The sequence below is a fragment of the Limimaricola sp. G21655-S1 genome, from assembly GCF_027213785.1.
GTDB lineage: Bacteria > Pseudomonadota > Alphaproteobacteria > Rhodobacterales > Rhodobacteraceae > Limimaricola.
In genome coordinates this window covers 53,173-78,158 of the sequence record NZ_JAPWGO010000015.1, presented here as the reverse complement: position 1 = coordinate 78,158, position 24,986 = coordinate 53,173, and the positions used below count along the sequence as shown (strand labels likewise).

At 67.1% G+C, this 24,986-nt stretch carries 19 protein-coding genes; 4 read left to right on the top strand and 15 right to left on the bottom strand.

Annotation, left to right across the window (positions count from 1 at the left end; all coding sequences use genetic code 11):
- Positions 1-151: 151 nt before the first annotated feature.
- Positions 152-595 carry a MarR family winged helix-turn-helix transcriptional regulator gene (locus tag O4G76_RS14715; RefSeq protein ID WP_085896491.1) on the top strand — a complete coding sequence of 148 codons (444 nt, stop codon included), beginning with the start codon at positions 152-154 and terminating at the stop codon, positions 593-595.
- 418 nt (positions 596-1,013) lie between these two features.
- Positions 1,014-3,902: an ExeM/NucH family extracellular endonuclease gene (locus O4G76_RS14710; protein WP_269398025.1), complete on the top strand. Its 2,889-nt coding sequence runs from the start codon at positions 1,014-1,016 to the stop codon at positions 3,900-3,902.
- A 177-nt stretch (positions 3,903-4,079) separates the two neighbouring features.
- On the opposite strand, the gene xylA is transcribed toward O4G76_RS14710, so the two are convergent.
- The 5 genes from xylA to O4G76_RS14685 form a co-directional block, all read right to left on the bottom strand.
- Positions 4,080-5,381: a xylose isomerase gene (gene xylA / locus O4G76_RS14705; protein WP_269398024.1), complete on the bottom strand. Its 1,302-nt coding sequence runs from the start codon at positions 5,379-5,381 to the stop codon at positions 4,080-4,082.
- Positions 5,382-5,498: 117 nt separating this feature from the next.
- Positions 5,499-6,527: a LacI family DNA-binding transcriptional regulator gene (locus O4G76_RS14700; RefSeq protein ID WP_269398023.1), complete on the bottom strand. Its 1,029-nt coding sequence runs from the start codon at positions 6,525-6,527 to the stop codon at positions 5,499-5,501.
- A 122-nt stretch (positions 6,528-6,649) separates the two neighbouring features.
- On the bottom strand, positions 6,650-8,095 hold the full coding sequence (gene xylB / locus O4G76_RS14695; RefSeq protein WP_269398063.1) for a xylulokinase: 1,446 nt from the start codon (positions 8,093-8,095) through the stop codon (positions 6,650-6,652).
- Positions 8,096-8,609: 514 nt separating this feature from the next.
- Complete coding sequence (locus O4G76_RS14690; RefSeq protein ID WP_269398022.1) at positions 8,610-9,950, bottom strand: aspartate aminotransferase family protein; 1,341 nt, start codon at positions 9,948-9,950, stop codon at positions 8,610-8,612.
- Positions 9,947-10,705 (bottom strand): 3-keto-5-aminohexanoate cleavage protein, encoded by a 759-nt coding sequence (locus tag O4G76_RS14685; RefSeq protein WP_269398021.1) that lies wholly within the window; start codon positions 10,703-10,705, stop codon positions 9,947-9,949. Before O4G76_RS14685 ends, O4G76_RS14690 begins: the two co-directional genes overlap by 4 nt.
- A gap of 183 nt (positions 10,706-10,888) precedes the next feature.
- On the opposite strand from O4G76_RS14685, the gene O4G76_RS14680 reads away from it, so the two are divergent.
- Positions 10,889-11,770, top strand: a complete 882-nt coding sequence (locus tag O4G76_RS14680; RefSeq protein WP_269398020.1) for a MurR/RpiR family transcriptional regulator — start codon at positions 10,889-10,891, stop codon at positions 11,768-11,770.
- Positions 11,771-12,262: 492 nt separating this feature from the next.
- On the opposite strand, the gene O4G76_RS14675 is transcribed toward O4G76_RS14680, so the two are convergent.
- The 5 genes from O4G76_RS14675 to O4G76_RS14655 all read right to left on the bottom strand — a co-directional run bounded on the left by O4G76_RS14675 (position 12,263) and on the right by O4G76_RS14655 (position 15,555).
- On the bottom strand, positions 12,263-12,736 hold the full coding sequence (locus O4G76_RS14675; protein ID WP_269398019.1) for a MarR family winged helix-turn-helix transcriptional regulator: 474 nt from the start codon (positions 12,734-12,736) through the stop codon (positions 12,263-12,265).
- Positions 12,737-12,891: 155 nt separating this feature from the next.
- Complete coding sequence (locus O4G76_RS14670) at positions 12,892-13,185, bottom strand: CcdB family protein (protein WP_269398018.1); 294 nt, start codon at positions 13,183-13,185, stop codon at positions 12,892-12,894.
- 12 nt (positions 13,186-13,197) lie between these two features.
- On the bottom strand, positions 13,198-13,419 hold the full coding sequence (locus tag O4G76_RS14665; RefSeq protein WP_269398017.1) for a type II toxin-antitoxin system CcdA family antitoxin: 222 nt from the start codon (positions 13,417-13,419) through the stop codon (positions 13,198-13,200).
- 129 nt (positions 13,420-13,548) lie between these two features.
- Positions 13,549-14,844: an O-acetylhomoserine aminocarboxypropyltransferase/cysteine synthase family protein gene (locus O4G76_RS14660; protein WP_269398016.1), complete on the bottom strand. Its 1,296-nt coding sequence runs from the start codon at positions 14,842-14,844 to the stop codon at positions 13,549-13,551.
- 114 nt (positions 14,845-14,958) lie between these two features.
- Positions 14,959-15,555: a TetR/AcrR family transcriptional regulator gene (locus O4G76_RS14655; RefSeq protein ID WP_269398015.1), complete on the bottom strand. Its 597-nt coding sequence runs from the start codon at positions 15,553-15,555 to the stop codon at positions 14,959-14,961.
- A 160-nt stretch (positions 15,556-15,715) separates the two neighbouring features.
- Between O4G76_RS14655 and O4G76_RS14650 the strand changes: the two genes are divergently transcribed.
- The gene (locus O4G76_RS14650; protein ID WP_269398014.1) at positions 15,716-16,279 is read left to right on the top strand and encodes a carboxymuconolactone decarboxylase family protein; all 564 of its coding nucleotides are present in this window, start codon (positions 15,716-15,718) and stop codon (positions 16,277-16,279) included.
- 85 nt (positions 16,280-16,364) lie between these two features.
- Here O4G76_RS14650 and O4G76_RS14645 read toward each other — a convergent pair whose 3' ends face one another.
- The 5 genes from O4G76_RS14645 to O4G76_RS14625 form a co-directional block, all read right to left on the bottom strand.
- Positions 16,365-17,099: a sporulation protein gene (locus O4G76_RS14645; protein ID WP_269398013.1), complete on the bottom strand. Its 735-nt coding sequence runs from the start codon at positions 17,097-17,099 to the stop codon at positions 16,365-16,367.
- A 149-nt stretch (positions 17,100-17,248) separates the two neighbouring features.
- A complete protein-coding gene (gene ligD, locus O4G76_RS14640) occupies positions 17,249-19,762 on the bottom strand; it encodes a DNA ligase D (protein WP_269398012.1) in 2,514 nt (837 codons plus the stop codon).
- Complete coding sequence (locus tag O4G76_RS14635; protein WP_269398011.1) at positions 19,759-20,604, bottom strand: Ku protein; 846 nt, start codon at positions 20,602-20,604, stop codon at positions 19,759-19,761. The genes ligD and O4G76_RS14635 overlap by 4 nt, the downstream gene beginning before the upstream one ends.
- A 114-nt stretch (positions 20,605-20,718) precedes the next feature.
- A complete protein-coding gene (locus O4G76_RS14630) occupies positions 20,719-23,796 on the bottom strand; it encodes an efflux RND transporter permease subunit (protein ID WP_269398010.1) in 3,078 nt (1,025 codons plus the stop codon).
- Positions 23,786-24,982 carry an efflux RND transporter periplasmic adaptor subunit gene (locus O4G76_RS14625; protein ID WP_269398009.1) on the bottom strand — a complete coding sequence of 399 codons (1,197 nt, stop codon included), beginning with the start codon at positions 24,980-24,982 and terminating at the stop codon, positions 23,786-23,788. Before O4G76_RS14625 ends, O4G76_RS14630 begins: the two co-directional genes overlap by 11 nt.
- Positions 24,983-24,986: the final 4 nt, after the last annotated feature.

Here is a 24,986-nt window from a genome sequence, read left to right as displayed (position 1 = left end):
CATCCTTCCCCTCCCCCTGATCGGCCCGAACGGGCCCGTTTCAAGTCGAGGCCAAGTTTCGTTGCGATTGCAATGATGTCAAGAAACATTGCAAATGAGAGGAAGCTGCGCGAGGGGGACGCAGCTCCCGCGATCGAGATGAGACGATGTCATGGACCACGACCTGCCCGATTTCGATTTGTCGCGGTTCCTGCCCTACCGGCTGTCCGTGGCGGGCGACCGGCTGAGCGCCGGGCTGGCGCGGCGCTACCGGGCGGAGTTCGGCATCTCGGTCGCCGAATGGCGGGTGCTGGTGCATGTCACCGACGCCGGGGAGGTCTCGATCCGGGATCTTGAGCGCCGGGTTAATCTGGAGAAGTCCAAGGCCAGCCGCGCCGCCACACGGCTCGCGCAGGCGGGCTATATCCGCAAGGCCCCGAACCCCGCGGATCGGCGGCTCCTCTGCCTGTCTCTGAGCGAAAAGGGGCGCGAATTGATGTCCCGGCTTCTCCCCATTGCCTCGGCCTACCAGGCACGGCTCGAAGAGATCATCGGCGACCGTATGAGCGAACTCGAAGCGGCGCTGGAGATCATGGCGACCTCCGAACTGGACTGACGCCGCTTGCTGTCCGGACGGTTCCACCCATGTCGGGCAGCCAAATCGCGTGGATGCAGGTGGCACCTCGATGCCACCACCGCTCCTTCGCCCCGGAGACATCGATGATCGCAACGCGCCCGTTCCCCATAGAGAAAGACCGGTCACTGGAGCTTGGCCCTGTGCTGTAGCGGTGAATCCAGACCTCAATCTCATGGGTATGGACGGTGATCTGCCGAAGCGGCCGGCCCGGGGACTGCTTGTCGGATCTGGGGAAATTGCCAACTGAACTCTCATCGGACGGGTCCCGGCGAACCCTTTACCGTGCATGACCTAAGGGAAGCTCACCTCTGATGTGAATTGTCGTAGGGCTGTCATGCCGTTCTACTCAGCTACTGGGAGAAGGGCCTTACTGGTCCGCTAGTCTGAGGATGATCCGATGAGCAGTTCGACCGAAAGCCCCGCACCGTCCGCGACCGAGGAAGATGACGCCGCCCGTATCGGCCTCGGGCAACGTCTTGGGAGCGCCCAGATCGTCACACCCACCTACCCGCCGCTTGTCATCAACGAGGTCGATGCCGATACGGCGGGAACCGACACGCAGGAATTCGTCGAGATCTTCGACGGAGGCACGGGAAACACCCCCCTCGACGGGCACGTGCTGGTCTTCTTCAACGGCGGCAATGCCGACAACGCTTCCTATGAGACGATCGACCTGACCGGCTACAGCACGAACGCGGAAGGCTATTTCGTCATCGGCAATGCGGGCGTTCCGAATGTGGGCCGGGTGTTCGCCTCGAACGGCCTTCAGAACGGGGCGGACGCGGTGGCGCTCTACCGGGCAGACCCGAGTGATTTTACCAACGGGACTGTGCCGACCATCAAAGGGCTCGTCGACGCGGTGGTCTACGACACCGATGATGACGACGATGCCGAACTGCTCGCGGCGCTCGGGCAAAGCGTTCAGTGGAACGAAAACGAGAATGGCGACAAGGACGGGCATTCGAATGCCCGCGATCCCGGAGGCAGCGGCGAATTCATCGCGCAAGCCCCGACGCCGGGCGCACCGAATGACGCCCCGCCGCCCGCGCCGGCCACCCCCCGCCAAGTCCACATCTCGGAGATCCAGGGCACGCCCGAAACCCAGTCCACCGCCAGCTTCGGCAATGCCGGGACCTCGCCCCTGCTCGGCCAGAACGTCACGATCCAAGGGGTCGTCACCGCCACCTTTCCGGACCTGAAGGGCTTTTTCGTGCAGGAAGAGGCCTCGGACAGCGACGGCGACGATCAATCCTCGGAGGGGATCTTCGTCTATGCGCCCGGCGGCTTCACGCTGCGCGAGGGCTACCGCGTGTCGGTGACCGGCACGGTGGACGAGAATTTCGGGATGACCCAGATCGATGACGACAACGGGCTACTCGCGATCGAAGTCATCGACGACGGCGACAATCTCGACCTGATCGACGTGCCCGTGATCGATCGCTCGGACTATGGCGGCAACGAAGAGATCACCGCGCTCGAACAGTTCGAGGGCATGAAGATCTCCTTCGCGCAGGAGATGGTCGTCTCGGAGTATTTCGAACTGGCGCGCTACGGGCAGGTGACCCTCTATGAGGGCGAGCGGCCCTACCAGTACACCCAACTGAACGAGCCCGATGTCGCGGGTTACGAGGCCCATCTCGACGCGCTCGCAAGCAAGCGCATCATCCTCGACGACGGCAACAATTTCCAGAACGCCGCCACCCCCGATGGCGCGATCTTCCACCCACAGCCGGATGGTTTCGGCACCGGTACGCAGGGCCTGAACTTCTTTCGCGGCGGTGACGTGATCGAGGGCCTGACCGGCGTGCTGCACTGGTCCTGGGCCGGATCGGGCGGCACCGATGCCTGGCGGCTGCGCCCGACCGAAGCCGATCCGGTCGAGTTCACGCCGAGCAACCTGCGCGCCGACGCACCGGCGGATGTCGGTGGTTCGCTGAAGGTGGGGTCGTTCAACGTGCTGAACTACTTCACCACGCTCGACGACGGCACCGGCCAGACCGCGACCGGGCAGAACCCGCGCGGGGCCCATAGCGCCGCCGAACTGCAGCGGCAGACCGACAAGATCGTCGAGGCGCTCGTCACCATGGATGCACAGGTGGTGGGCCTGCTGGAGATTGAGAACGACGAAGGCGCGGCCACGGCGGCGCTGGTCGAGGCGCTCAACGCGCGGCTCGGTACGGACAGCTACGCCTATGTCGATACCGGGATCATCGGCACCGACGCGATCAAGGTGGCGCTGATCTACGACCAGACGCAGGTCCGGCCGGTGGGTGACTTCGCGATCCTCGACGGCAGCATCGATCCGCGCTTTCTCGACGGGGCGAACCGGCCGGCGCTGGCCCAGACCTTCGAGGAGATCGGCACCACCGGTACCTTCACCGCAGCGGTCAACCATCTCAAGTCCAAGGGCAGCGTCGCCAATGGCGACGTGGCGACCGGGGATGGTGCCGGCAACAACAACCAGATCCGCACCGATGCGGCCGAGGCTTTGGTCGACTGGCTCGCAACCGATCCCACCGGTTCGGGCGACGCCGATTACATGATCCTCGGCGATCTGAATGCCTATGCAAAGGAAGACCCGATCGACGCGATCATCGAGGGCGCGGATGACAGCCTCGGCACCGAGGACGACTACGTCGATCTGCTCGCCGCGCATCAGGGCGAGGCGGCTTACAGCTATCTCTTTGACGGCCAGCTCGGCACGCTCGACTATGCGCTGGCGAACAAGTCACTGGCTTCGCAGGTCACGGGCGCGACGGCTTGGCACATCAACGCCGACGAGGTGCCTCTTTTCGACTACAACGACGACATACGCGATGCCGAGGAGCGCAGTTTCGAGGAGGAGCCTTCCGCCAACGACCTCTACGAGGCCAACGCCTTCCGCGCCTCTGACCACGATCCGCTGGTGGTCGGGCTTGATCTCGCGCCGAGCTTCAACTTCGTGGCCGGGCATGATCGCTTCGAGTTCCTGCGCGGCACGTCGGGGCGCGACCTGATCGAGAGCAAGGGGGGATGGCTCGACATCGTGATCGGCGGCGGTGACGCCGATCGTTTCGTGTTCGGCGACGAAACGGCGAATGGTCGGCGCGAGCGCGAGGTGATCCTCGACTACGAGGTGGGTCTCGACGAGATCGACCTCGGTGGCGCGAGCATCCGCAAGGTTCGCGAGTTCGGCAACAACCTCCAGATCGAGCTCGACGGGGATCGCGACATGATCTTCCTCACCGGGGTGGGTGACATCGACGATGTCACCTTCCTGAATGCCGAAGGACTGGCTTTCGTCTGATCGAGATGCCGCTGCGATCCCGGTATGGGCCGCGGCGGCCCTCCCATGTCGGTCGTGGCCCCGGGCGAAGAGGCGTGGCGGAAAGCGCGTCATGGGTACGGCATCATGTCCGCCCATGGTCGTGACACTCTACCGGGCTGATCGCGGCGGCCCTCTCGATGGCCGCCGCGCTTTGCATTACAGATAGCGGTTCACGAGGTTCTCGAGCCGCTCCTGTCGGCCCGAGCGCGGCTCGGGGTTGATCCCCTCGCTCTCGACCCGGGCCGCGATCTCCTCGAAGCCGCCCGCGAGCATGTCCTTGGCCTGCGGCATCTCCCAGCCTGCGTAGCGCGCGTCGCGCGCGGCTTCGAGCTTGCCATCCTCGAGCATCTTCGCCGCCGCCTTGAAGCCCGCCGCGCAGGCATCCATGCCGCCGACATGGGCGAGAATCAGGTCCTCCGCATCGAGCGACTGGCGCCGCAGCTTGGCGTCGAAATTGGTGCCGCCGGTGGTGAAGCCGCCGGCGCGCAGCACCTCGTAATAGGCCAGCGCCATCTCGGGCACGTTGTTCGGGAACTGGTCGGTGTCCCAGCCCGACTGGTAGTCGTTGCGGTTCATGTCGATCGAGCCGAAGATCCCCAGCTCACGCGCCAGCGCCAGCTCGTGCTCGAAGCTGTGACCGGCGAGGATCGCGTGGCCCTGTTCGATGTTGACCTTCACCTCACTCTCCAGCCCGAAGTCCTTGAGGAAGCCATAGACCGTCGCGACGTCGTAGTCGTATTGGTGCTTGGTCGGCTCCTGCGGCTTGGGCTCGATCAGGATGGTGCCGTCGAAGCCGATCTTGCGGGCGTATTCGACGGCCTGTGTCAGGAACCGGCCCGCCTGCTGCCGCTCGCGCCCCATGTCGGTGTTGAGCAGCGTCTCGTAGCCCTCGCGCCCGCCCCAGAGCACGTAGTTCTCGCCGCCGAGCTGATGCGTGGCGTCGATGCAGGACTTCACCGTCGCAGCGGCGAAGGCATAGACATCCGGATCGGGGTTGGTCGCGGCGCCAGCCATGTAGCGCCGGTGCGAAAACAGGTTCGCCGTGCCCCACAAGAGCTTCGTTCCCGTCGCCTCCATCTTGCCTTGGAAATAGTCGGTGATCTCGCGCAAGTTGCGGGTGTTCTCTGCGAAGCTCGCGCCCTCGGGCCGCGCATCGACGTCGTGGAAGCAGAAATAGGGCACACCGAGGAGCTCGAACATCTCGAAGGCCACGTCGGCCTTCAGCTTGGCCTTCTCCATCCCCTCGCCGAACCAAGGCCGATCGAAGGTCTGGCCGCCGAAGGGGTCACCCCCCTCCCAGGCTAAGCTGTGCCAGTAGGCCACCGAGAATCGCAGGTGATCGCGCATCGGCTTGCCCATCACGACCTCGTCCGGATCGTAGTGCCGGAAGGCGAATTCATTATCGCTGCCGTGGCCTTCGTGGCGGATCTTGGGGATGTTCCTAAAGAAGTCGGTCATGTCGGTCTCGTTCCTCACCTGCCGGTCTGCCCCATGGCGCAGGACTCGGCCCACCATTTCTGACTAACGTACATCAGAAGAAGCACGCCGCAAAGCCTGATCCGATTGCGGTACGGCTCAGGGCAGGTTGTCGCGCAGGAAGATTTCGGTGTGGATCAGCCCGGTATGGGCATCGATCGGAATCGCCTCGATCAGGTTGCGGATGATGATGAGAGCGCTCGCCACCTCCTTGCGGATGTCCTGTTGCAGCACGGCGTCGAACACCCCGTCCTGCAGGGCCACGCGGGACTGGTCGGTCAGTTCATGCCCGACCACCATGGGTCGGGGGTCGGGCCCCGCACGATCCAGCGCGTTGCGCAGGCCGCGATTTCCGCCGCCGAGGCTGTAGATGCCGACGATATCGGGGTGCTCTCGCAGCAGGTCGGTCAGAAGCCGGTCCACCGTCGCGGCCTCGTCGCCGCCCTCGATCGGAGGCAGCAGCTTCAGCTCGGGAAACTCCGCATGCATGACCTGCTCGAAGCCGAGCCTGCGTTCGACATGATCGCGCACCAGCATCGAGCCCGCGACGATCGCGATGCGGCCGGGCCGGCCGGCGCAGAACCTTCCCAGCAGCCCGGCGGCGGTGCGCCCGGCCGAGACGTTGTCGATGCCCACGAAATGGCCGCGCGCCGAGGCCGAAAGGTCGGAGATCAAGGTCACCACCTGGATCCCGGCCGCGCGCAACTCCGAGACGGCCTGTCGGACCTCGGCCGACTCCGTGGCGACCATCACCACCCCGTCGGCCGCCGCCTCTTTCGCGCGGCGCAGCTCGGCCGCGAGCGCCCGGCCATCGAATGGCGGCACAAGCGAAACGCCGATCTCGGTGCGATCGCGCAGCGCGATCCGCGCATGCGTTTCCAGCTCGGCCGCGAGGTTGCGCATGAAGCTGTTCGGGCCGTCGGGGATCACGAAGCGGATCTTGTAGATCCGTTGACGCGACAGGTTCGCCGCCATTAGGTCGCGCTCGTATCCGAGCTGCTTCATCGCCGCGCGGACCCGCTCCTGCGTGGCCGCCCGCACCCCGTTGCGACCGTTCAGGACCCGGTCGACGGTGGAGAGGCTGACATTGGCCACGCGCGCCACGTCATGCACGGTCGGTCGCGACATATGACGGCCCTTCTGGATTGCTACGATACCCGGTTAGAGCAGCGCTGCGGGATCGACAACTTGGCGAGAGGTGCCAGCCGGAAACGACGCGGCGTTGCGGTCACCGCGCGTCTCGCCCACCGTCACCCCCGGCCCAAGGCGCTGAGCGCCGCATAGCTCTCCCTGTAACGGCCATGCGCCTCCGAAAAGGCGCCACACAGATCCCGCTCCGGTTCCACCACCCGCGAAATGGCGGGTGGCGTCGCGATCTCGGCGTCCTGCCCGCTCGCCGCCATCAGGCCAAGCCGCGCCGCGCCGAAGGCACCGCCGAAATCGCCCGCGACTGGCAGCTCGACCGGCATCTCGAGCGCGGTGGCGATCGCCTTCAGCCAGTATTCGGAGCGCGTGCCGCCGCCGACGCCGATCAGGCGGTCGAAGCGGGTGCCGGTCGAGGCCAGCGCATCGCGGCTGTCGCGGATCGCGAAGCTCACCCCTTCCAGCACGGCGCGGACCAGCGCCGCGCGATCCGTGTCGTGCCCCATATGCAGGAACGAGGCACGGATATGCGCATCGTTGTGCGGCGTCCGCTCGCCGCCGAGATAGGGCAGGAACAGCGTACGGGACGGCGTCTGCAGATCGCCCAGATCCGCAGTCAGCGCGGCGGCCGGGCTTCCCAGCACGCCGGCAAACCAGTTCATCGCATCCGCCGCGGCGAGGATCACCCCCATCTGGTGCCAGCTTTCGGGCAGCGCGTGGCAGAAGCTGTGGACCGCGCTCGCAGCGTTCGGATGAAACCCATCCGTCGCGGCGAAAAGCACGCCAGAGGTGCCGAGCGACACGAAGGCCGTGCCCGGTTTCACGACGCCCATGCCCACCGCCGAGGCCGCGTTGTCGCCACCACCGCCGGCTATAACGACATCCGAAGCCAGGCCCCAGCGCGCGGCGAGTTCCGGCCGCAGCCGACCCGACACCTCGGAGCCCTCTACCAGCCGTGGCATCCGGCCCCGATCCAACCCCGTCGCCTCGAGCAGCGCTTCGGACCAGTCGCGCGCGGCGACGTCGAGCCAGCCGGTCCCGGCGGCATCCGACATCTCCGAGACATGCTCTCCGGTCAGCCAGAGGCGCAGGTAATCCTTGGGAAGCAGCACCTTGCGGATGTTTTCGAAGACCTGCGGCTCGTGGCGCCGCACCCAGGCGAGCTTGGGGGCGGTGAAGCCGGGGAAGACGATGTTGCCGGTGATCTCGCGAAACCGCGGATCGGCATCGAGCGCCGCGGCCTCGGCATGGCTGCGGGTATCGTTCCACAGCATACAGGGCCGCAGCACCCGGTCGGAGGCGTCGAGCAGCGTCGCGCCATGCATCTGCCCCGACAGGCCGATGGCGTGCACGGCACTGGCGTCGATCTTGCCCATAAGCGAACCAATCGCGGATCCGGCCGCCGCGATCCATGACGCGGGATCCTGCTCGGACCAGCCGTCATGGGGCCGCGCAACCGTCAGCGCGGCGCTGCTTTCCGCCAGGATCGACTGATCCTCGGCCATGGCCAGCGCCTTGAGGCCCGAAGTGCCGAGATCCAATCCGATCACGATCATGACGGCTCTCCTGCCGGATAACGCTTGCCCGAAAGGATGCGGCTCGACGCATGACGCATACGGACTGGCAACGCTGAATATGAAACGGTATCCGCCCGCGCCGTCTTGCTGGCATCCATCGGTTTCTCCTCCCAAGCACCTGACCGGCCGCGGCATCGCGCAGGGGTCGTCCACATATGAGTTACGTACATCGAACCGTGTCTACTGCAAAGCGGCATCTGGTGATACCGAACGCTAGCGATGTCATGCTCCCAACCCATTCTGCCACAGCTGCATGATTTGCATCGAAGAGGCAGTGCGCGGGATCTGGCCCTCTTACGTCGGCATCGCCAGCGCGCTGCTGTTCGTCACCTATGCGCCCGCCGTTTCGCTGGACCTGCCGCGACTACTCGGATTTTGGGCCCGCAACGGAACAAGGCCGCCGGCGGGCGACCTTGTCATTTCCGAAACGGGCAGGACCGTTGCGGGCGCGCGGAAGGAACGAGGACGTTTCTCGACGCTACCGCGCGGATCACAGCCCGGGCAGCACCGCAGCGACGGCGCGCGACAGACGCTCGATCATCTCGTCGAGATCGGCCTCCGAGGCGATGAAGGGCGGCGCGAGCAGCAGGTGATCGCCCAGCTTGCCGTCGCGCGTACCCGGCATCGGATAGCAGATCAGCCCCTCGGCCATGGCCGCCTTCTTCAGCTTGCCCGCCACACCCCTGGCCGGGTCGAAAGGCGTTTTTGTCGTGCGGTCGGCCACGAATTCGAGCCCGCGGAACAGGCCACGACCACGGATGTCGCCGATATGGGGGTGCTGGCCAAAACGCGCCTCGAGCGCGGATTGCAGATAGTCGCCGCGTGCCCGCACCTGCGCCGGAAGATCGTGGTCGAGCAACTCTTGCAGGACCGCCAGCCCCCCCGCCGCCGCCACCGGATGGCCGACATAGGTGTGGCCGTGCTGGAAATAGCCCGAGCCATTGGCGATGGCGTCATAGACGGGGGCCGAGCAGAGCATCGCGCCGATCGGCTGGTAGCCTGCCCCGAGCCCCTTGGCGATGCACAGGATGTCGGGGGCGATGCCCTCGGCCTCGCAGGCAAAGAGATGCCCGGTCCGGCCCATGCCGCACATCACCTCGTCGAGAATGAGCAGCACGCCGTGCCGGTCGCAGATCTCGCGCACGCGCTTGAAATAACCCGGCACGGCCGGCACCGCGCCCAGCGTCGCGCCGACCACCGGCTCTGCGATGAAGGCCATGACGCTGTCGGGGCCGAGGCGCTGGATCTCGGCCTCCAGCTCATCGGCCACGCGCCGCCCGTAATCCTCGGGGCTCTCCTCCTCGGGTCGTTCGGCATATTCGTAGCAGGGCGCGATGTGGCTCATCTCCACGAGAAGGGGCGCGAATTGCTGGCGCCGCCATGCGTTGCCCCCGGCCGATAGCGCGCCGAGCGTGTTGCCGTGATAGCTCTGGCGCCGCGCGATCAGGTGGCGTCGCTGCGGCTCGCCGCGCTCGACATGGTATTGCCGCGCGAGCTTGATGGCGCTCTCCACCGCCTCCGAGCCGCCGGAGACGAAATAGACGCGGTCGAGATCGCCGGGCGCGTTCGTCGCCAGAAGATCGGCCAGGGCCTCGGCGGGCTCGGAGGTGAAGAAGCCGGTATGAGCGAAGGCGAGCTGGTCGACCTGACGCTTGACCGCCTCGCGCACCCGCTTATTCGAGTGACCGAGGCAGGAGACGGCGGCACCGCCGGAGCCGTCGAAGTAGCGCTTGCCCTCCGCATCGATCAGGTAGCATCCCTCGCCACCGACCGCGACGGGAAGATCGGCATGGCAGTTGCGGGGAAAGACGTGGCTTTGCTTGGCGCTCATAGGAGATACCTTTCGAGTTGGGCGCGAAGCGCCGCGACGGAGGCGGCGTTGTCGGCATGGGGCTGTCCGCGATGGTCGGTCAGGCTGTTCTCGAAGCCAACGCGCAGGCTGCCGCCACGTTGCGCCGCCCCGATCAGGCAGGCGTGCTCGCGCGGCCCGAAGGCGCAGACCATCCAGTCCACGGCCTCCGGCATCGCGGCCCGGAACGGGTCGAGATCGGCAGGGTCCGAGACTTGTCCCGCAGCGTAGCGGCCGAGGACGAACAGGACCGAAGACTGCTCCCGTGCGACCACGCCACGGGCCTGCCAGTCGCGCAGCAGCGCGATATCGGCGGTGTCGTAGAGGATATGCTGCACCTCGGTGCCCTGCTCGGCGCAGGTCGCATAGACCTCCGGCGCAAGATCGGGCTCGCGTGCGATCTCGCGCACCGAGATCGAGGCCCAGCCGGGCCGCACCCGGCGCAGGCAGTCCAGCTGCGCCGGGACATCGAACAATCCCGCCGCCTCGGTGGTGATCTGGATCCGGATGCCCGGCACTCGGCGCTTCAGCTCCTGAAGCGCCTCGCCATAGCGCCCGGCATCGAGCGAATGCCGACCGTTCTCGTCGCGCACATGCAGGTGCAGCGCCTCGGCGCCGGCTTCGTGGCAGGCTTCGGCGGTCTCGGCGATCTGCCCGGTGGTGACCGGCAGAGCCGGGTGATCCGCCCTGCTTCGCCGCGCCCCGTTCGGGGCGACCATGATGAAGGGTCGAGCCATGGTTCAGGCCTTCCGAAATGCGTGAGCGCCAATGGGCGGAGCGTGGTCGGGGAGCGTTGCTGGCATGTGAACCTTCTGCGGTTTCCGCGGACACGATGTATCCAACCAAACCTTGCTCCCAAAACGTGTTCGGTCAACAGTTCCGAAATATAACATCTGTTCCGACCCAGCATCGAAGACCTCATGGATCCGACATTGAAGAACAGGGTCACCGCGGCCCTCAAGGCGGAGATCCCCACCCTGCCCCGCGGCCTGCGCGTCGGAGCCAAATACGTCCTCGATCACCCGTCCGATTTCGGCCTCGATCCGATCCGCGAAACCGCGCGCAAGGCCGGAGTCAGCCCATATACGCTGGTAAGGCTCGCGGAACGGCTCGGTTTCGAGGGCTATGACGACCTGCGTGCGCCGTTTCGGCAAGCGCTGGTTTCGGCCGCGGTCGAAAAGCCGGCCTGGGTGGAGCGGCTCCGCGAGGAGGGCGAACGGGGTCGCATTCAGGCCGAGGCCGCGCTCAACGAGATGGCAATCGTGCAGCGCACGCTCGAAGGGGTGAAGGCCGAGCAGATCGAGCGCGTCGTCTCGATGCTGATGGACGCACCCAACGTCTATCTGACCGCGGCGCGGGCCAGCTACGCGCTGGCCTATTACCTGCATTATGTCGGTCGGATGGCGCTGCCATCGTTGCAGCTCATCCCGCGACACATGAACAGCCCGATCGACGACCTCGATACGGCCGGCGCGGATGACGTGTTGATCGCCATCACCTTCACGCCCTATTCCCGCGACACCATCGAGGCCTGCCGATTTGCCACTCGCAAGGGCATGAAGCTCGTCATGATCTCCGACAGCGAGATCGTCTCACCGGAATTCGCCGCCGACGAGACGCTGGTCGCCTCGATGCTCTCGACCCATCACTTCGGCTGCTATGCCGGGGCGATGGCGCTGATCGAGACGCTGATCGCACAGCTCGTGGCCCGGGGCGGTGAGGCCTCCCGCCTCAGAATCGCCTCCTATGAGAAGTTGCGGCGGGAAAGTCAGGCCTACTGGGCGGGGCAGAAAAAACGTTAGTTTTAGTGCTGGCAGTCCATATGGACATTCGGCTCGAAGTCCGGCCGGATCCAATCTGAGCTGAACGGTTGCCTACGGATTGGCGCGGCGGCGCGGTCGACCGGCGCACCGCCTCCTCCGGATCCGCTTCGGCTACGGGCCGGGCGACCTCTGGCTTGCGTTGCAATCGGCATGCGACCGGGCTGATCTGCGCGCTACAATCGCCGAAGACTGCGATGGCATAGTCACCCAGAACCCTCTCAACCGGCACCGATCCTTCCAGCCTCACCCCGTCGAGCGTGAGACCCGCGTCGCCGCGGCGGGTGTGGGGCCGACGATCCGGGACCACAGGCTTGAGCGTGATGGTGTGGATCGGCACAAAGCCCTCTTCGATGTGATCGGGCAGGCATTGACCGCAGATCTACTGCAACCCCGGAACGACATCGCGCCGCCCCTTCGCATTCCGCCCGCGGCCGCGACAGGAAGCGACCTCGGCGAAAGGGAGGAGGCGGTTCATCTCGGGGTCCCATTGGGCAGCGGGCTTTCCTCATCCGCGCCCGGCGCGCGTCCCCCGAGAGAATCCCGCAATTGACGGGTCAGTTCGGCCAGGCTAGCGGCCTTGTTGGCGCCCAGCTCGGTCTCGATCAGCCGGTCCATATCGGTCCAGGCGGCGTGGATCTCGGCCAGAAGGTCGCGCCCCCGCGGCGTGAGCCGGAGCAGGTTGCTGCGCGCCGCCTCGGGATGGGTCTCGCGCGTGATCAGCTTTCGGTCGAGCAGCCGCGCCGTCATCGTGCTCATGCTGGCGGGGGTGACGTCGAAGGCGCGGGCCAAGGCGATCTGTGACGCGGGCTCCATCCGGTCGAGCGCGTCGAGCACCCGCGCCTGGCGCGGCTGGATATCGGCCTCTGCCAGCCGTCGGCGCAGCCGGTCCTCCAGCAGATCGGCTGCATGCAGCAGGTAATGCATGGAATAGGCCTTAAGGCTCATTTCTAAAGTTAGAATGCTAATATTTCAGAATGTCAAGCTTGGCGAAGGAAAATGTGCCTCTCCGTCGCGGAGGAGCGATGGCACTGCCGCCGATTGCCCCGATCGAAGGTCAGCTTTCCCTGTTTGGCGCCTGGCACTTACGCTTCACAGCGGCTTCAGATGCCGTCGATCAGGATATCCAGCGCCCGTTTCAGCGCGTCGCGTTCATTGGCCAGTGACCCGACATGGTTCTTCAACTCGTAGGCCGGCACCGCCGCGAGTTCCTGCACACGTACGATCCAGAACTGGTCATCATGTTCGATCCGAGGCGTCAGCCCGGGCAGCGCGGCGTATTGCGCGGCCTCGCGCAGGGGTGCCACGACGCGGGTCGCGTCGAGGCCGATCAGGTCGGTCTGGAGATCGACGACGAGCGCTCCGGATGCCAAGCGATACAAGTCGAACTGCGCCATCCCGGTCGGTGCTCAGAAGCTGCGATAGGAGGCGAGAGGCAGGCCCTCGCTGGCGACCTCTTCGGTATAGGCCGCCAGCGCCGCGCGGTTCTCCTCGCGCCAACGGCGGTTGCGCTCGGCCTTCGCGGCCTCCGCGATCGCCGCCTCGGCCAGACGCGACATGTTGAGCCCGAGCGACCTAGCCGTTTCGGCCAGTTCGGCCTCCAGCGTCAGATTGACCTTGATCCGTCCCACGGCACCCTCCCGAGGCAGGCGTATAATGCAGGAGTATATGGCGGGCACCGGCTTCATTCAAGCGCGGCGCATTACCTGTGCGAGCTGTCCCGCCATGCGCGAAGCCGCATGGCGGGAGCGCCAAACGGCTCAGCCCGCTGTCGCCTTTGTCAGGGCCTGATCGAGATCGGCGATGAGGTCCTCGGGATCCTCGATGCCGATCGACAGCCGTACCAGATCCGCCTCGGCCCCCGCCGCCATCTGCTGATCGGCCGTGAGCTGGCGATGCGTGGTCGAGGCCGGATGGATGATCAGCGAGCGGGTATCGCCCAGATTGGCGACATGGCTGAACAGCTTGAGGCTGTCGACCAGCTTTACGCAGGCGTCGTAGCCTCCCTTCACGCCGACGGTGAACAGCGCCCCTGCCCCTTTCGGCGTGACCTTCGCGACCCGGTGGTGCCATGGCGAGGAGGGCAGGCCCGCCCAGGTGACCCGGTCGATGCGCGGATCGGCCTCGAGCCAGGTCGCGACCCTTTCGGCATTCGAGACATGCCGCGCCATGCGCAGGCTCAGCGTCTCGACCCCCATCAGGGTGTAATGCGCGGCTTGCGGGTTCATCGTCATGCCGAGATCACGCAGCCCCACCGCGATCGAATGGAACGTGAAAGCCATCGGCCCAAGCGCCTCGTGGAAATTCAGCCCGTGATAGGCGGGCTCGGGGGCTGCGAGCGAGGGGAACTTGCCCGAGGCGGACCAGTCGAACCTCCCGCTGTCGATCACCGCGCCGCCGGTGACGGTGCCATTGCCGGTCAGGTATTTGGTCGTCGAATGCACCACCAGCGTCGCGCCCTGCGCGATCGGGTTGCACAGATAGGGGGTGGCCAGCGTGTTGTCGACGATCAAGGGCAGGCCGACCCGCCCGGCCAGCTGGGCGACCTCCGGCAGGTCTGTGATATAGCCGCCGGGGTTCGAGATCGACTCGCAGAAGATGGCGCGGGTGTCGCCGTCCACCGCCGCTTCGATGGCCTCCAGATCGTCGAAATCGACGAAGCGCGCCGACCAGCCAAAGCGCTTGATCGTCTGGCTGAACTGCGTGACCGAACCGCCATAGAGCCGGGTCGAGACCACGACGTTGCAGCTCGGCCCCATCAGCGGGAACAGCGCCATGATCTGCGCCGCGTGCCCGGAGGAGCAGCATACCGCCCCGGCACCGCCCTCGAGCGCGCAGAGCCGGTCGGCGAGGGCCGAGACGGTCGGATTGGTCAGGCGCGAATAGATGTATCCCACCTCTTCGAGACCGAAGAGCCGGGCGGCGTGATCGGCATCCTTGAAGACGTAGGAGGTCGATTGGTAGATCGGCACCTGCCGCGCACCGGTCGCCGGATCGGGCGACGCGCCGGCATGGATCTGCAGCGTGTCGAAGCGAAGCTTGGGTTGATCGGACATCTGGCGGCCTCCCGGGAAGAATTCACCGCGAGGCTAGACGCAGCCCTACCCTACGGCAAGCATGCGGTCGCCAACTCGTGCAGGGGCGTCAGTCCGATATGAATTTCTCGAGGCCTAGCCGCTCTCGGCCAGCCGCAACCGCTCCACGTCGCGCGCCATGTCATCGGCCAAGGCCGCGAGAGCGACCGGGTCGCCGCCGCGATGTGCCTCGATCCGAAGCGCCGTCATGTCGGCTTGGTATCTGCGGGCCAGCCGCGCCGGATCGGCCCCTTCGGGAAGTTCGCCCGCATCCCGCGCCGCCTCGAAAATGGCGGTGATCTCGGCCGTCATCTCGTCGAGATAGTTGCGCGCGCGGAGACCGATCGCCCCGTCCTGCTCGGTCACGTCGAGCAGCGTCTTGACCAGCATGCAGGCCTGCCCGCCGGCTTCGGAGCGCCCGAAACCTCGCAGGAAATCGGCGAGCGCGGCGAGCGGCGAGCCGGTCGCCCCGCGCAGACGTGCGAACTGGGCCCGGTTGCGCTGGAAGTACCTCTCGAGCGTGGAGAGGTAGAGTTCCTCCTTGCTCTTGAAAGCCGCGTAGATGCTGCCGGGCTTCATCGCCAAGGCGGCTTCGAGATCCTTCAGCGACGTCGCGTGATAGCCTTTCCGCCAAAAAAGGGTCAGCGCTGCGTCCAGCGCGGTCTCGCGATCATAGGGGCGTGCTCGTGTCATGTCCGAAAGATAGGGGCTCCTGGGGCGATTGTCTCGCCCCAGCGTCGAGGCCCGCGCCTCAAGATTGAGTGATTGCTCAATGCAGAACTTGAGCGATCACTCAATATCTCTATGTTTGCCTTCGTGACGGGCCCTCCCGGCCCGACCCAAGGAGACACCCATGACCGATTTCACGCTGCACGACGAAACCACCGCCCCCGACGCATCGAAGCCGTTGCTCGCCAAGTCGCAGGCCGCCTTTGGCATGGTGCCCGGGTTGCACGCCGTCATGGCCGAGGCCCCCGGCCTGCTCGACGCCTATCAGCGTGTTCACGAGCTCTTTCTGAATTCCAGCTTCGACAAGGACGAGCTGACCGTCGTCTGGCAGACCGTGAACGTCGAGAACGCCTGCCACTACTGCGTGCCCGCCCATACCGGCATCGCCAAGAGCATGGGCGTCGACGACGCGATCACGGATGCGCTGCGCGACGGCACGCCGCTGCCCAACGCCCGGCTCGAGGCGCTGCGCGACTTCACCCTGAAGCTGGTGCGCCAGCACGGCAACGTCGCAGAGGCCGACGTGCAGGCCTTCCTCGACGCCGGCTTTACCAAGCGCAACATCCTCGAGGTGATCCTGGGCTACAGCCAGAAGGTCATGTCGAACTACACCAACCACCTCGCCGAGACGCCGGTCGACCAGCCGTTCCAGAAATTCGCCTGGAGCCCGGCCGACAAGGCGGCCTGAGCCGTCCGAACTGATCGCAGTGCCCTCGAGGGGGCGCATCGGCAGCATGGCCGCCCCCCGGCTCCGCCCGGGGGGCGGTAGGCGATCAGCGCAGCCGCTCGATCGCCCGGCGCAACTCGCACCCCATGTCGATCCGTGCGGCCTCGGCGTGATCGACCCGGATACGCGCCGTCTTCTCGCGCCCGGCCAGAAAGAACCCGCCGCGATTATCGACCGTCAGCAGCACCTCGACGCCGCCAGAGACCGGCACGAACGAAATCTCGACCTCCTCGATCCCGAAATCGCCTAAGCCCGTGGGCCTGAAATCGAACTCCTGCACGAAGGGCGGCACACGGCGGCGGTCATATTCGACCTCGGTCTCCACCAGCCGGAACCCGGCCTCCTGCACCCCTTGCAGCACCGCCGTCATGGTGGGGCTGGGCAGGATGTTGACGAGGTCCTCGTCCTTGGGGTCGACCGCACCGGGCACGTCGAGCCGGGTCCGCAGGAAGCTCCGGGTCGAGCCGATGCTGATCGGCGCCGAACCCGGAACGTGCATCTCGATCGGAAAGCTCAGCTCTTCTCCGGCATCCACCGCGCCGATCTCCACCCTGCCTGCGGCAAGGATGATGTCGCTGTGGATCTTGCGATCTCCGGGCCCCTCGACGAGGCAGCGGGTCGCAAGCTCCAGATCGACGCTGCGGATCTCCTGCCGCGCGCTGCCGCCCTTGATGCGGATTTCCGCCCTGAGCACGTGGCCCGCTTCGACATCGCTGTTTTCCAGCAACGCATCCACCGTCGCGCCGCCAATACCGAGGCTCGATAGAACCTTGCCGAACATACCGTTTCTCCTTCGTCCGCCGGGCGATCCGGGCCCGGCCATCCGCTCCGAACTGGGAATGACGGCGCCGAAGGACAAGCGCCCTGCCCCCGGCAATCCGAAGAGCATCGCAGCTTGAATTCTCGAGCGATATCTCGCAGCCGGGAGGCTCAGGCGCTTTCTTCCAGCCAATCCTCCAGCGCGTCCAGCGTCGCCTCCGACAGCCCCGGCGCACCTTTCACGGCCGCCAGCAGCGGACACGGCTCCTGCGCGCGCGCGATCGCGGCATCCACCGAGAAACCGTTGGCACGGTCGAGATCGTCCAGCTCGTCCCACGTCACCGGCACGGCCACCGGCGCGCTGGGTCGCGCGCGCAGCGAATAGGGCGAGATCGCCGTTGCAGCGGTATCATTGCGCAACCAGTCGATGAAGATGCGGCCCTTGCGACGGGTCTTGGACATGGTGGCGGTGTAACGATCCGGGGCCCGGCGTTCGAACCCCTGCGCCACGGCCTGTGCAAAGCCGCGCAGCGTCTCCCAGCCGGCGACACGGCGCAGCGGAACGACGACATGGACGCCCTTGCCCCCGGTCACCATCGGTGCGCAGGCGAGACCGAGCTTCCGCACCAGATCGCCGACCTCGCGGGCCGCGCGCCGGACCTCGTCGAAGCCCAGCCCCTCGTCGGGATCGAGATCGAAGACCAATCGGTCGGGCCGGTCGAGCCGATCGTTGCGCGCGCCGTGGATGTGGAACTCGAGGGTCCCCATCTGCACCGCGCTCAAGAGCGCCTGTGCGTTCGGCAAGGTGATGTAATCGGCCTCCTTGCCGCTGGCCTCGGTCAGGCGGACCGTGCCGATGGCGTCCGGGAATCCTTTGCCGATATGGCGCTGGAAGAAGCGCTGCCCGTCCAGCCCGGAGGGCATCCGCACCAGCGCGACGGGACGATCCGCGGCATGTTCGAGCATCCGGTCCGCCACGGCGTCGTAGTAGCTCGCGACGCCCCCCTTGGTCAGGGCGGGGCCGGGATAGACGGCGCGGTCGGCGCTGGAGATGTCGATGCCCCTCAGAGACAGCTCGGCCGACGACGCGTCGCCGCGTTCGACCGCCAGCTCCTGCGCGGCGGTGACCTCGTTCGGGGCCTTGTCCTCGCGCAGGCCCTGAAAAACGCCGTGCCGAACCCGGCCTTCGCCGGTCAACTCGGCATAGCGGATCTGGGCCACCAGCTCCGGCGTGATCCAACGCGCGCCGCGCGCCAGATCCTTGGGCACCTCGTCGAACGGCGAGGTCTTGCGCGCGAGCGGTTTCATCCGGGCGGCGAGATCCCGCATCGTCTCGGCGTCGAGGCCGGTGCCGACCCGGCCGCGATAGACCAGATGGCCGCCCTCGAAACTGCCCAGCAGCAGCGAGGCGAAGGGGCGTCCCGGCTTGTCGGAGGGGGACCAGCCGCCGATCACGAACTCGGCGCTCTTGACGCATTTGACCTTGATCCAGTCGGCGTTGCGCCCCGAGCGGTACGGCGCATCGGCCCGCTTGCAGATGATGCCCTCGGCCCCCGCGCCGCACAGATGCGTCAGCACCTCCTCGGCACTGCCCCTGATATAGGGCGAAAGCCGGATCGCGCCGTCGCCGGGCAATTCGCCCAAGAGCGCGTCGAGCGCCTCGCGTCGCTGCTCCAAGGGCTGCGCCCGCAGATCCTCGCCATCCAGATGCAGAAGATCGAAGGCATAGAAGGAGAGAGCTCCGCCTTCGCCAAGCGCCTTCTGCAGCGTGGAGAAATCGCCATTGCCGTCGCCCGCCGTCACCTCGCCATCGATCAAGGCGGTGTCGCAGGGAATGGCCCGCGCCGGACCGATCAACGGTGCGAAGCGGTTGGACCAGTCGTGACCGTTACGGCTGAAGGCGCGCGGCCCGTCGGCGCCCAGCGACAGCAGACAGCGATAACCGTCGAACTTGGGCTCCTGCCACCAGTCGTCGCCCTCGGGCGCCTCCTCGCGCAGCGTCGCGAGCTGTGGCGCGACGAAGCCGGGCGCCGCCCCCTTTCGTTCCGGCGAGGCGCCGCCATCCCCATGCGGCGCGCTCCGGCCGTCATCTTCGGGGCGCGTGGCCGCCTCTGCCCCTGCCGCGATTTCGTCGAGGTCGCGGCCGCTCTCGATGGAGGTGAGATGGCGCGTGGTCAGACCCTCGGGATCGTCGCCCGCCCGATCGTCGCGCTCTTTGATCAGGAGCCAGTTCTCGCGCCCACGGTCCCGAGCCCGGCCCTTCATGCGCACCAGCGTCCAGCCGCCCTGCATCCGCTCTCCCGAGAGCCGGAACTTGAGCTTGCCCGCCGCCAGCGCCGCGCCCGGATCCTTGTCCAGCGGCTCCCAGCTTCCCCGGTCCCACAGCATCACCGTGCCTGCGCCGTAATTGCCCTTCGGGATCACCCCTTCGAAACCGGCATAATCCAGCGGGTGATCCTCGGTCCTGACCGCGAGGCGCTTTTCGCGCGGATCGTCCGAGGGCCCACGCGTCACGGCCCAGGACCAGAGCGCGCCCTCATGCTCGAGCCGGAAGTCGTAATGGAGGCGCGTGGCATCGTGCTTCTGCACCACGAAGCTGCGCCCGTTACCGCCGCCCTCGCCCGCCTGCGGCTCCGGCGTGACGTCGAAGTCGCGTTTGTCGCGGTAGCGGTCTAGCCGACTCATGAGGCCTTCTTGCGGGAGGAGGACGATTTCCGCCCGCCCTTCTTGTCCTTCTCGAGGCTCTTCTTGAGCGCGGCCATGAGATCGACCACGTTGCCCTTGTCGTCGGTCTCGACCTCGGGCGCGTCCTCGCCGGGCCGGGCACGCGGCGCCTTCTTGGACCGGGATTTGCGCGCCACCAGTTCCTTCAGCGCCTGCGCGTAGTGGTCCTCAAAGGCCGAGGCATCGAACGGCGCGGTCTTGGCCTCGATGAGCTGCGTCGCGACCTCCAACAGCTCCTTGTCGGCGGGATCGTCCTCGATCTGGCTGAACAGCGGCTCCGCCTTTCGGATCTCGTCCTCGTAGCGCAGCGTCTCGAGCAGCAGCCCGTCGCCACAGGGGCGGATCGCGCAGAGATATTCGCGCCCCCGCATCGCCAGCTGACCGAGGCCGACCTTACCGCTCTGGCGCAACGCGTCTCGCACCACGCGGTAGGCATCCTGCGCCAGCTCGTCGGCGGGCACCACGTAATAGGGGGCGTCGTAGTAGAGCGGCGCGATCTCCGCCGCTTCGACGAACTGCACCATCTCGAGCGTCTTGCGGGTTTCGAGCCGGATCTCCTCGATCTCCTCCGGCTCGATCAGGACGTATTCGTTCTTGGCGGTCTGGAAGCCCTTCACGATCTCGGCGGTGTCGATCGGTCCGAGCCCCGCCACCACCTTCTGGTAGCTCACCGGCTTGCCCGAGGGCTTGTGGATCTGTCGGAAGCTCGTTTTCGAGCCGCTCTCGCGGGCCGAATGCAGCTCGATGGGAATGGCCACCAGCGACAGGCGCAGCTGGCCCTTCCAGACGGGGCGCGAGGCCATGGCATCCTCCCGTTGAACGGTGCGTCTCACCGCCAGAACCCGGCCCCCGGCATCGCGGTTCCGCCACGGCAGGAACACTCCCGGCATCCGGGGGTAGAGCGAGGCGCACCGTCGTTACGAGAGCATCTCCTGCCGCGCGCGCGCTGCGGCGGCGCCGGGCTGGCCGCCCCAGGGCGCGATCAGCCTGTAGAAGACCGGCGTCAGCAGAAGGGTGAAGACCGAGGCAAAGCCCAGCCCACCGACCACGACCCAGCCCACCGCGATGCGCGCCTCGGCCCCTGCGCCGGAGGACAGCACCAGCGGCAGCCCGCCCATCACGGTCGAGGCCATGGTCATCAACATCGGCTGAAGCCGCAGTTCGGCCGCCTCGCGGATCGCCCGGTCGATGTCATGCCCGGCCTCGCGCAGCTGGTTGGCGAATTCGACGATCAGGATGCCGTTCTTGGCCATGATCCCGATCAGCATCACGAGACCGATCTGGCTGTAGTAGTTGAGCGAGCCGCCGGTAAGCGCGATCGCCATCACGGCGGCGCAGAGCCCGAACGGCACGGTCAGCATGATCACCAGCGCCGAGGCGAAGCTTTCGAACTGCGCGGCGAGCACCAGCAGCACCACGAGGAAGGCCACGGCAAAGACCGCGATGGTGCCGGAACGGCTATCCTCCAGCGCGGCCGCCTCGCCCAGGAGCACCAGTTTGGCGCCGTCGGGGAGCAGTTCGGCCGCCAGCGCCTCGGCCCGCGACGCCGCGACGCCGAGTTCGACGCCATTGGCGAGAGACGCGGTCGCTGGCACCGCCCGGTCGCCCCCCTCGCGCGACAATTGCGACGCGCCCGCAACCTGCTCGAAGCTGGCGATGGCCGAAAGCGGCACGTAGCCGCCGCCATCCGTGCGCAGGAAGGCGCGCTCGAGATCGCCCGGCCCCTCGATAGGCTTGCCGCCGGACTGCACCGTTACGTCGGTTTCGATGCCGTCGACGAAAACGCTCACCGGGGTGGTGCCGCCGGTCAGCATCTCGATCATCGCGCTCGCCTCGGCCGGCGTGACGCCCAGCTCCGCCGCCATGGCGGTGTCGATCTCGACCTCGATCATCGGCTGCGTCGTGTCGTAGTCGACCTGCGGCGAGGCGAAGATCTCGGGCTCCTGCCGCATCGCCGCCACCAGCGTCTCGGCCTCGGCCGCGAGCGTGTCGTAATCGTTGCCGGTGACCGCGAATTGCAGGCCCCGGCCCGCGCCCCGGATGCCGAGGGAATTGCTCGAGCGCGCCATTACCGTGAGCCCGGGCACCGATTGCAGCTGCCGGTTCAGATCGGCCACGAGATCCTGCTGCGCCACGTCGCGCGCCTCCCAATCGGCCAGCCGCACGATGACGAAGCCGCTGCCGGAGCCGCCGAAGCCGGAAATCGACAGCACGGATTCGACCGCGCCGCTCTCGCGGTAGCTTTCTGCGATCGCCTCGACCTGGCGAATCTGCGTGTCGACATAGGTCGCGCTGGCCCCGGCGGGTCCGCGTCCCATGATCATAAAGAAGCCGCGATCCTCGTTCGGCGTCAGCGTCGAGTTGAGCGAGGCGAAGCTCGCCGCGGCGAAGATCGCGAAGGCCAAGGCCGCCCCGAGAACGACGATCGGCGCGCGCAGGCAGCGATCGATCAGCCATGCATAGGCGCGGGTGACGAGGCCCGGAGCGGGGCTCGCGGCAACCTTCCCCATGCGACCGGGATCGAGCGCCGCCGCCAGCATCGGCACCAGCGTCAGCGCCACGAAGGAGGACAGCATCACCGCGAAGGCGATCACATAGCCGAATTCCGAGAAGATGCCGCCCGCCTGTCCCGGCAGGAACGAGATCGGGATAAAGACCGCAGCCAGCGTCGCGGTGGTCGAGATCACCGCGAAGAACACCTCGCTCGTACCCCGGATCGCGGCGGCGCGCGCGCCGGCCCCCATGCGGCGGTGCCTGACGATGTTCTCGACCACGACGATCGCGTCGTCGACCACCATGCCGCTGGCCAACACCAGCGCCAGAAGCGTGATCGTATTGACCGAAAAACCCGCAAGCCAGATCGCCGCGATTGTGCCGATGAGCGCGCCGGGGATCGCCAGCGCCGGGATCAGGGTCGCGCGCCAGGCCCGCAGGAACACGAAGATCACGGCGATCACGATCAGCACCGCCAGCCCGATCGAGCGCGCCACCTCGGTGATCGAGCCCTCGATGAACACCCCGTCATCCGAGGTCACGACGAGCTCGATGCCCTCGGGCAAAGTCTCGGACAGATCGGCCACCGCGGCGCGCACCTCGCGCGAGATGGTCAGCGTGTTGCCGTCGGATTGCCGCAGCACGTTCAGCCCGACCGCGCTCTGCCCGTTGAGCCGGGTGAAGACGTCGCGCTCCTGCGCGGTGAGCTGCACGAAGGCGACGTCCCCCAGGCGCGCCGTCGCGCCGACCCGCAGCTGCGAGATCGCCTCGGCCGTGGTCCCGGGGCTGGCGGTGCGCAGCGTGACGCTCTGGCTGCCGCTCTCGATCTCGCCCAGCGGCGCGTCGTTGCGCAGCGTCGCCAGCGCGGTTTCGACGTCGCCGATTTCCAGCCCGCGCGCGACGAGGGCGGTCATGTTCACCCGTACCAGGAACTCGTTCTCCTGGGTGCCCGCGACCTCGACCTCGGAAATGCCGGGGATCGTCTCAAGCCGCTCGGCCACATCCTCCTCGGCGATGCGCGACAGCTCGGCCAGCGTCGCGTCCCCGGCTATGGCGAGACGGATGATCGGATCGGCGTCGGCGTCGCTCTTGGTCACGCTCGGCGTGTCGATGCTGTCGGGAAGCTGGCGCTCCTGCTGAGCGACGATCTCGCGGGCGGATGTGGCGGCGGCATCGATATCGATGCCCGAGGCCAGCTCCACGGTGATCCGCGACGAGCCGAAGCCGGAACTCGACGAGATCGCGTTGATCCCGTCCAGCGCGCTCAGCGCCTCCTCGAGTACCGAGGTCACCTCGGTATCGACGGTCTGCGGGTCGGCGCCGTCATAGGAGGCGCGGATCGAGATCACCGGCTGATCGACATCGGGCATCTCGCGCACCTCGACATCCATGAAGGCCGCGATCCCCGCGACGGCGAGAAGCAGGTTGAGAACCAGCGCCAGCACCGGGCGCGACACGAACAGCGCGGCGAGGCTGCCGCCGGCGGAGGCTTCAGCCTTCATGGCCCTGCCCTCCTTCGTCCTGATCCGCCACCCGGGCCGCCGCGCGCGCCGCGCCCATGCGCCGCTCGCCAGTCTCGCCCTCCTCCGGCGGCGCCTGCCGCGTCGCCGTGGCGATCGCGCCCCCTTCGCGGATCTTCTGGGTGCCCTCGACCACCACCCGCGCGCCCGGTTCGAGCGGCGCGTCGAGCCAGACCGCGTCGCCCGCGCGATGCAGGATCTCGACCGGAACGCGGCGCGCGGTGCCGTCCTCGTCGAGCCAGACCCCCGCCCCCTCGCGTGACCAGGTCACCGCGAGCGCCGCTACGCTCGGTGCCGGGTCGCTCGGTTGGGCCAGCACCACGTTGACCACCGATCCCGGCAGCACCGGCACCTGCGCGGCGTCGAGTCTGGCCTCGACCGCGATCTGCCGCGTCGAGGGGTCGATCTCTGTATCGACGGCGCTGATCACGGCCTCGTAGACCGTGCCGGGGCGGGTCGGCAGCGACATCGCCACCTCGACCCCGGGTGCGAGACTGCCAAGCGCCCGGTCCGGAAGGCTGAAGGAGACCCGCATCTCGTCGAGATCGCTGATCGTGACGATGTCGGTGCCGACCGAGATCGCGGTGCCGCGTTCGATTTCCGACATCCCCAGATGCCCGCCGATCGGCGCCACGATCACCCGCTCCGACAGGTCGTGCTCCGCGCCTTCCACCGCCGCGGCCGCGATCTCGACGGCCGTACGCGCCTCCGCGACCTGCACCTCCGTCACGGCGGCGTTGCCGCCATCGGCAAGCGCCTCGTAGCGCGACAACGTGCTCAGCGCCTCGGCGAGCCCGGCCTTCGCGGTGCGCAGGGCGAGCTGCTGTACCCGGTCGTCGAGCCGCAGGAGGGGCGTGCCCGCCTCGACCTCGGCACCGGTTTCGATCAGGCTCTCGGTCACCTGGCCCGACACTTGCGACTGGACCTGCACGCGGTGCCCGGCCCGCACCGTACCGATGGCCTGATAGACGTCCTCGTAAGGAATGAACTCGACCGGCTGGGTGGAGACGAGGGCGGCGCGGCCGCCACCCCCTGCCCCGCCGGGGCCGCGTATCGGCATCGCGCTTTCCGCGGGCGCCTCCTCCGCACCGGTTTCCGGCCCGAAGCCGATCCACCACGCCCCGCTCACCAGCAGGGCCGCCACGAGCAGGGATCCGAACGTCTTCATCATG

Bases quoted from the DNA above. Each gene is read 5' to 3' on its own strand.
- O4G76_RS14715 (WP_085896491.1), top strand. From the start codon at position 152: ATGGACCACGACCTGCCCGATTTCGATTTGTCGCGGTTCCTGCCCTAC.
- O4G76_RS14710 (WP_269398025.1), top strand. From the start codon at position 1,014: ATGAGCAGTTCGACCGAAAGCCCCGCACCGTCCGCGACCGAGGAAGAT.
- xylA (WP_269398024.1), bottom strand. From the start codon at position 5,381: ATGACCGACTTCTTTAGGAACATCCCCAAGATCCGCCACGAAGGCCAC.
- O4G76_RS14700 (WP_269398023.1), bottom strand. From the start codon at position 6,527: ATGTCGCGACCGACCGTGCATGACGTGGCGCGCGTGGCCAATGTCAGC.
- O4G76_RS14690 (WP_269398022.1), bottom strand. From the start codon at position 9,950: ATGAGCGCCAAGCAAAGCCACGTCTTTCCCCGCAACTGCCATGCCGAT.
- O4G76_RS14685 (WP_269398021.1), bottom strand. From the start codon at position 10,705: ATGGCTCGACCCTTCATCATGGTCGCCCCGAACGGGGCGCGGCGAAGC.
- O4G76_RS14680 (WP_269398020.1), top strand. From the start codon at position 10,889: ATGGATCCGACATTGAAGAACAGGGTCACCGCGGCCCTCAAGGCGGAG.
- O4G76_RS14675 (WP_269398019.1), bottom strand. From the start codon at position 12,736: ATGAGCCTTAAGGCCTATTCCATGCATTACCTGCTGCATGCAGCCGAT.
- O4G76_RS14670 (WP_269398018.1), bottom strand. From the start codon at position 13,185: ATGGCGCAGTTCGACTTGTATCGCTTGGCATCCGGAGCGCTCGTCGTC.
- O4G76_RS14660 (WP_269398016.1), bottom strand. From the start codon at position 14,844: ATGTCCGATCAACCCAAGCTTCGCTTCGACACGCTGCAGATCCATGCC.
- O4G76_RS14655 (WP_269398015.1), bottom strand. From the start codon at position 15,555: ATGACACGAGCACGCCCCTATGATCGCGAGACCGCGCTGGACGCAGCG.
- O4G76_RS14650 (WP_269398014.1), top strand. From the start codon at position 15,716: ATGACCGATTTCACGCTGCACGACGAAACCACCGCCCCCGACGCATCG.
- O4G76_RS14645 (WP_269398013.1), bottom strand. From the start codon at position 17,099: ATGTTCGGCAAGGTTCTATCGAGCCTCGGTATTGGCGGCGCGACGGTG.
- ligD (WP_269398012.1), bottom strand. From the start codon at position 19,762: ATGAGTCGGCTAGACCGCTACCGCGACAAACGCGACTTCGACGTCACG.
- O4G76_RS14635 (WP_269398011.1), bottom strand. From the start codon at position 20,604: ATGGCCTCGCGCCCCGTCTGGAAGGGCCAGCTGCGCCTGTCGCTGGTG.
- O4G76_RS14630 (WP_269398010.1), bottom strand. From the start codon at position 23,796: ATGAAGGCTGAAGCCTCCGCCGGCGGCAGCCTCGCCGCGCTGTTCGTG.
- O4G76_RS14625 (WP_269398009.1), bottom strand. From the start codon at position 24,982: ATGAAGACGTTCGGATCCCTGCTCGTGGCGGCCCTGCTGGTGAGCGGG.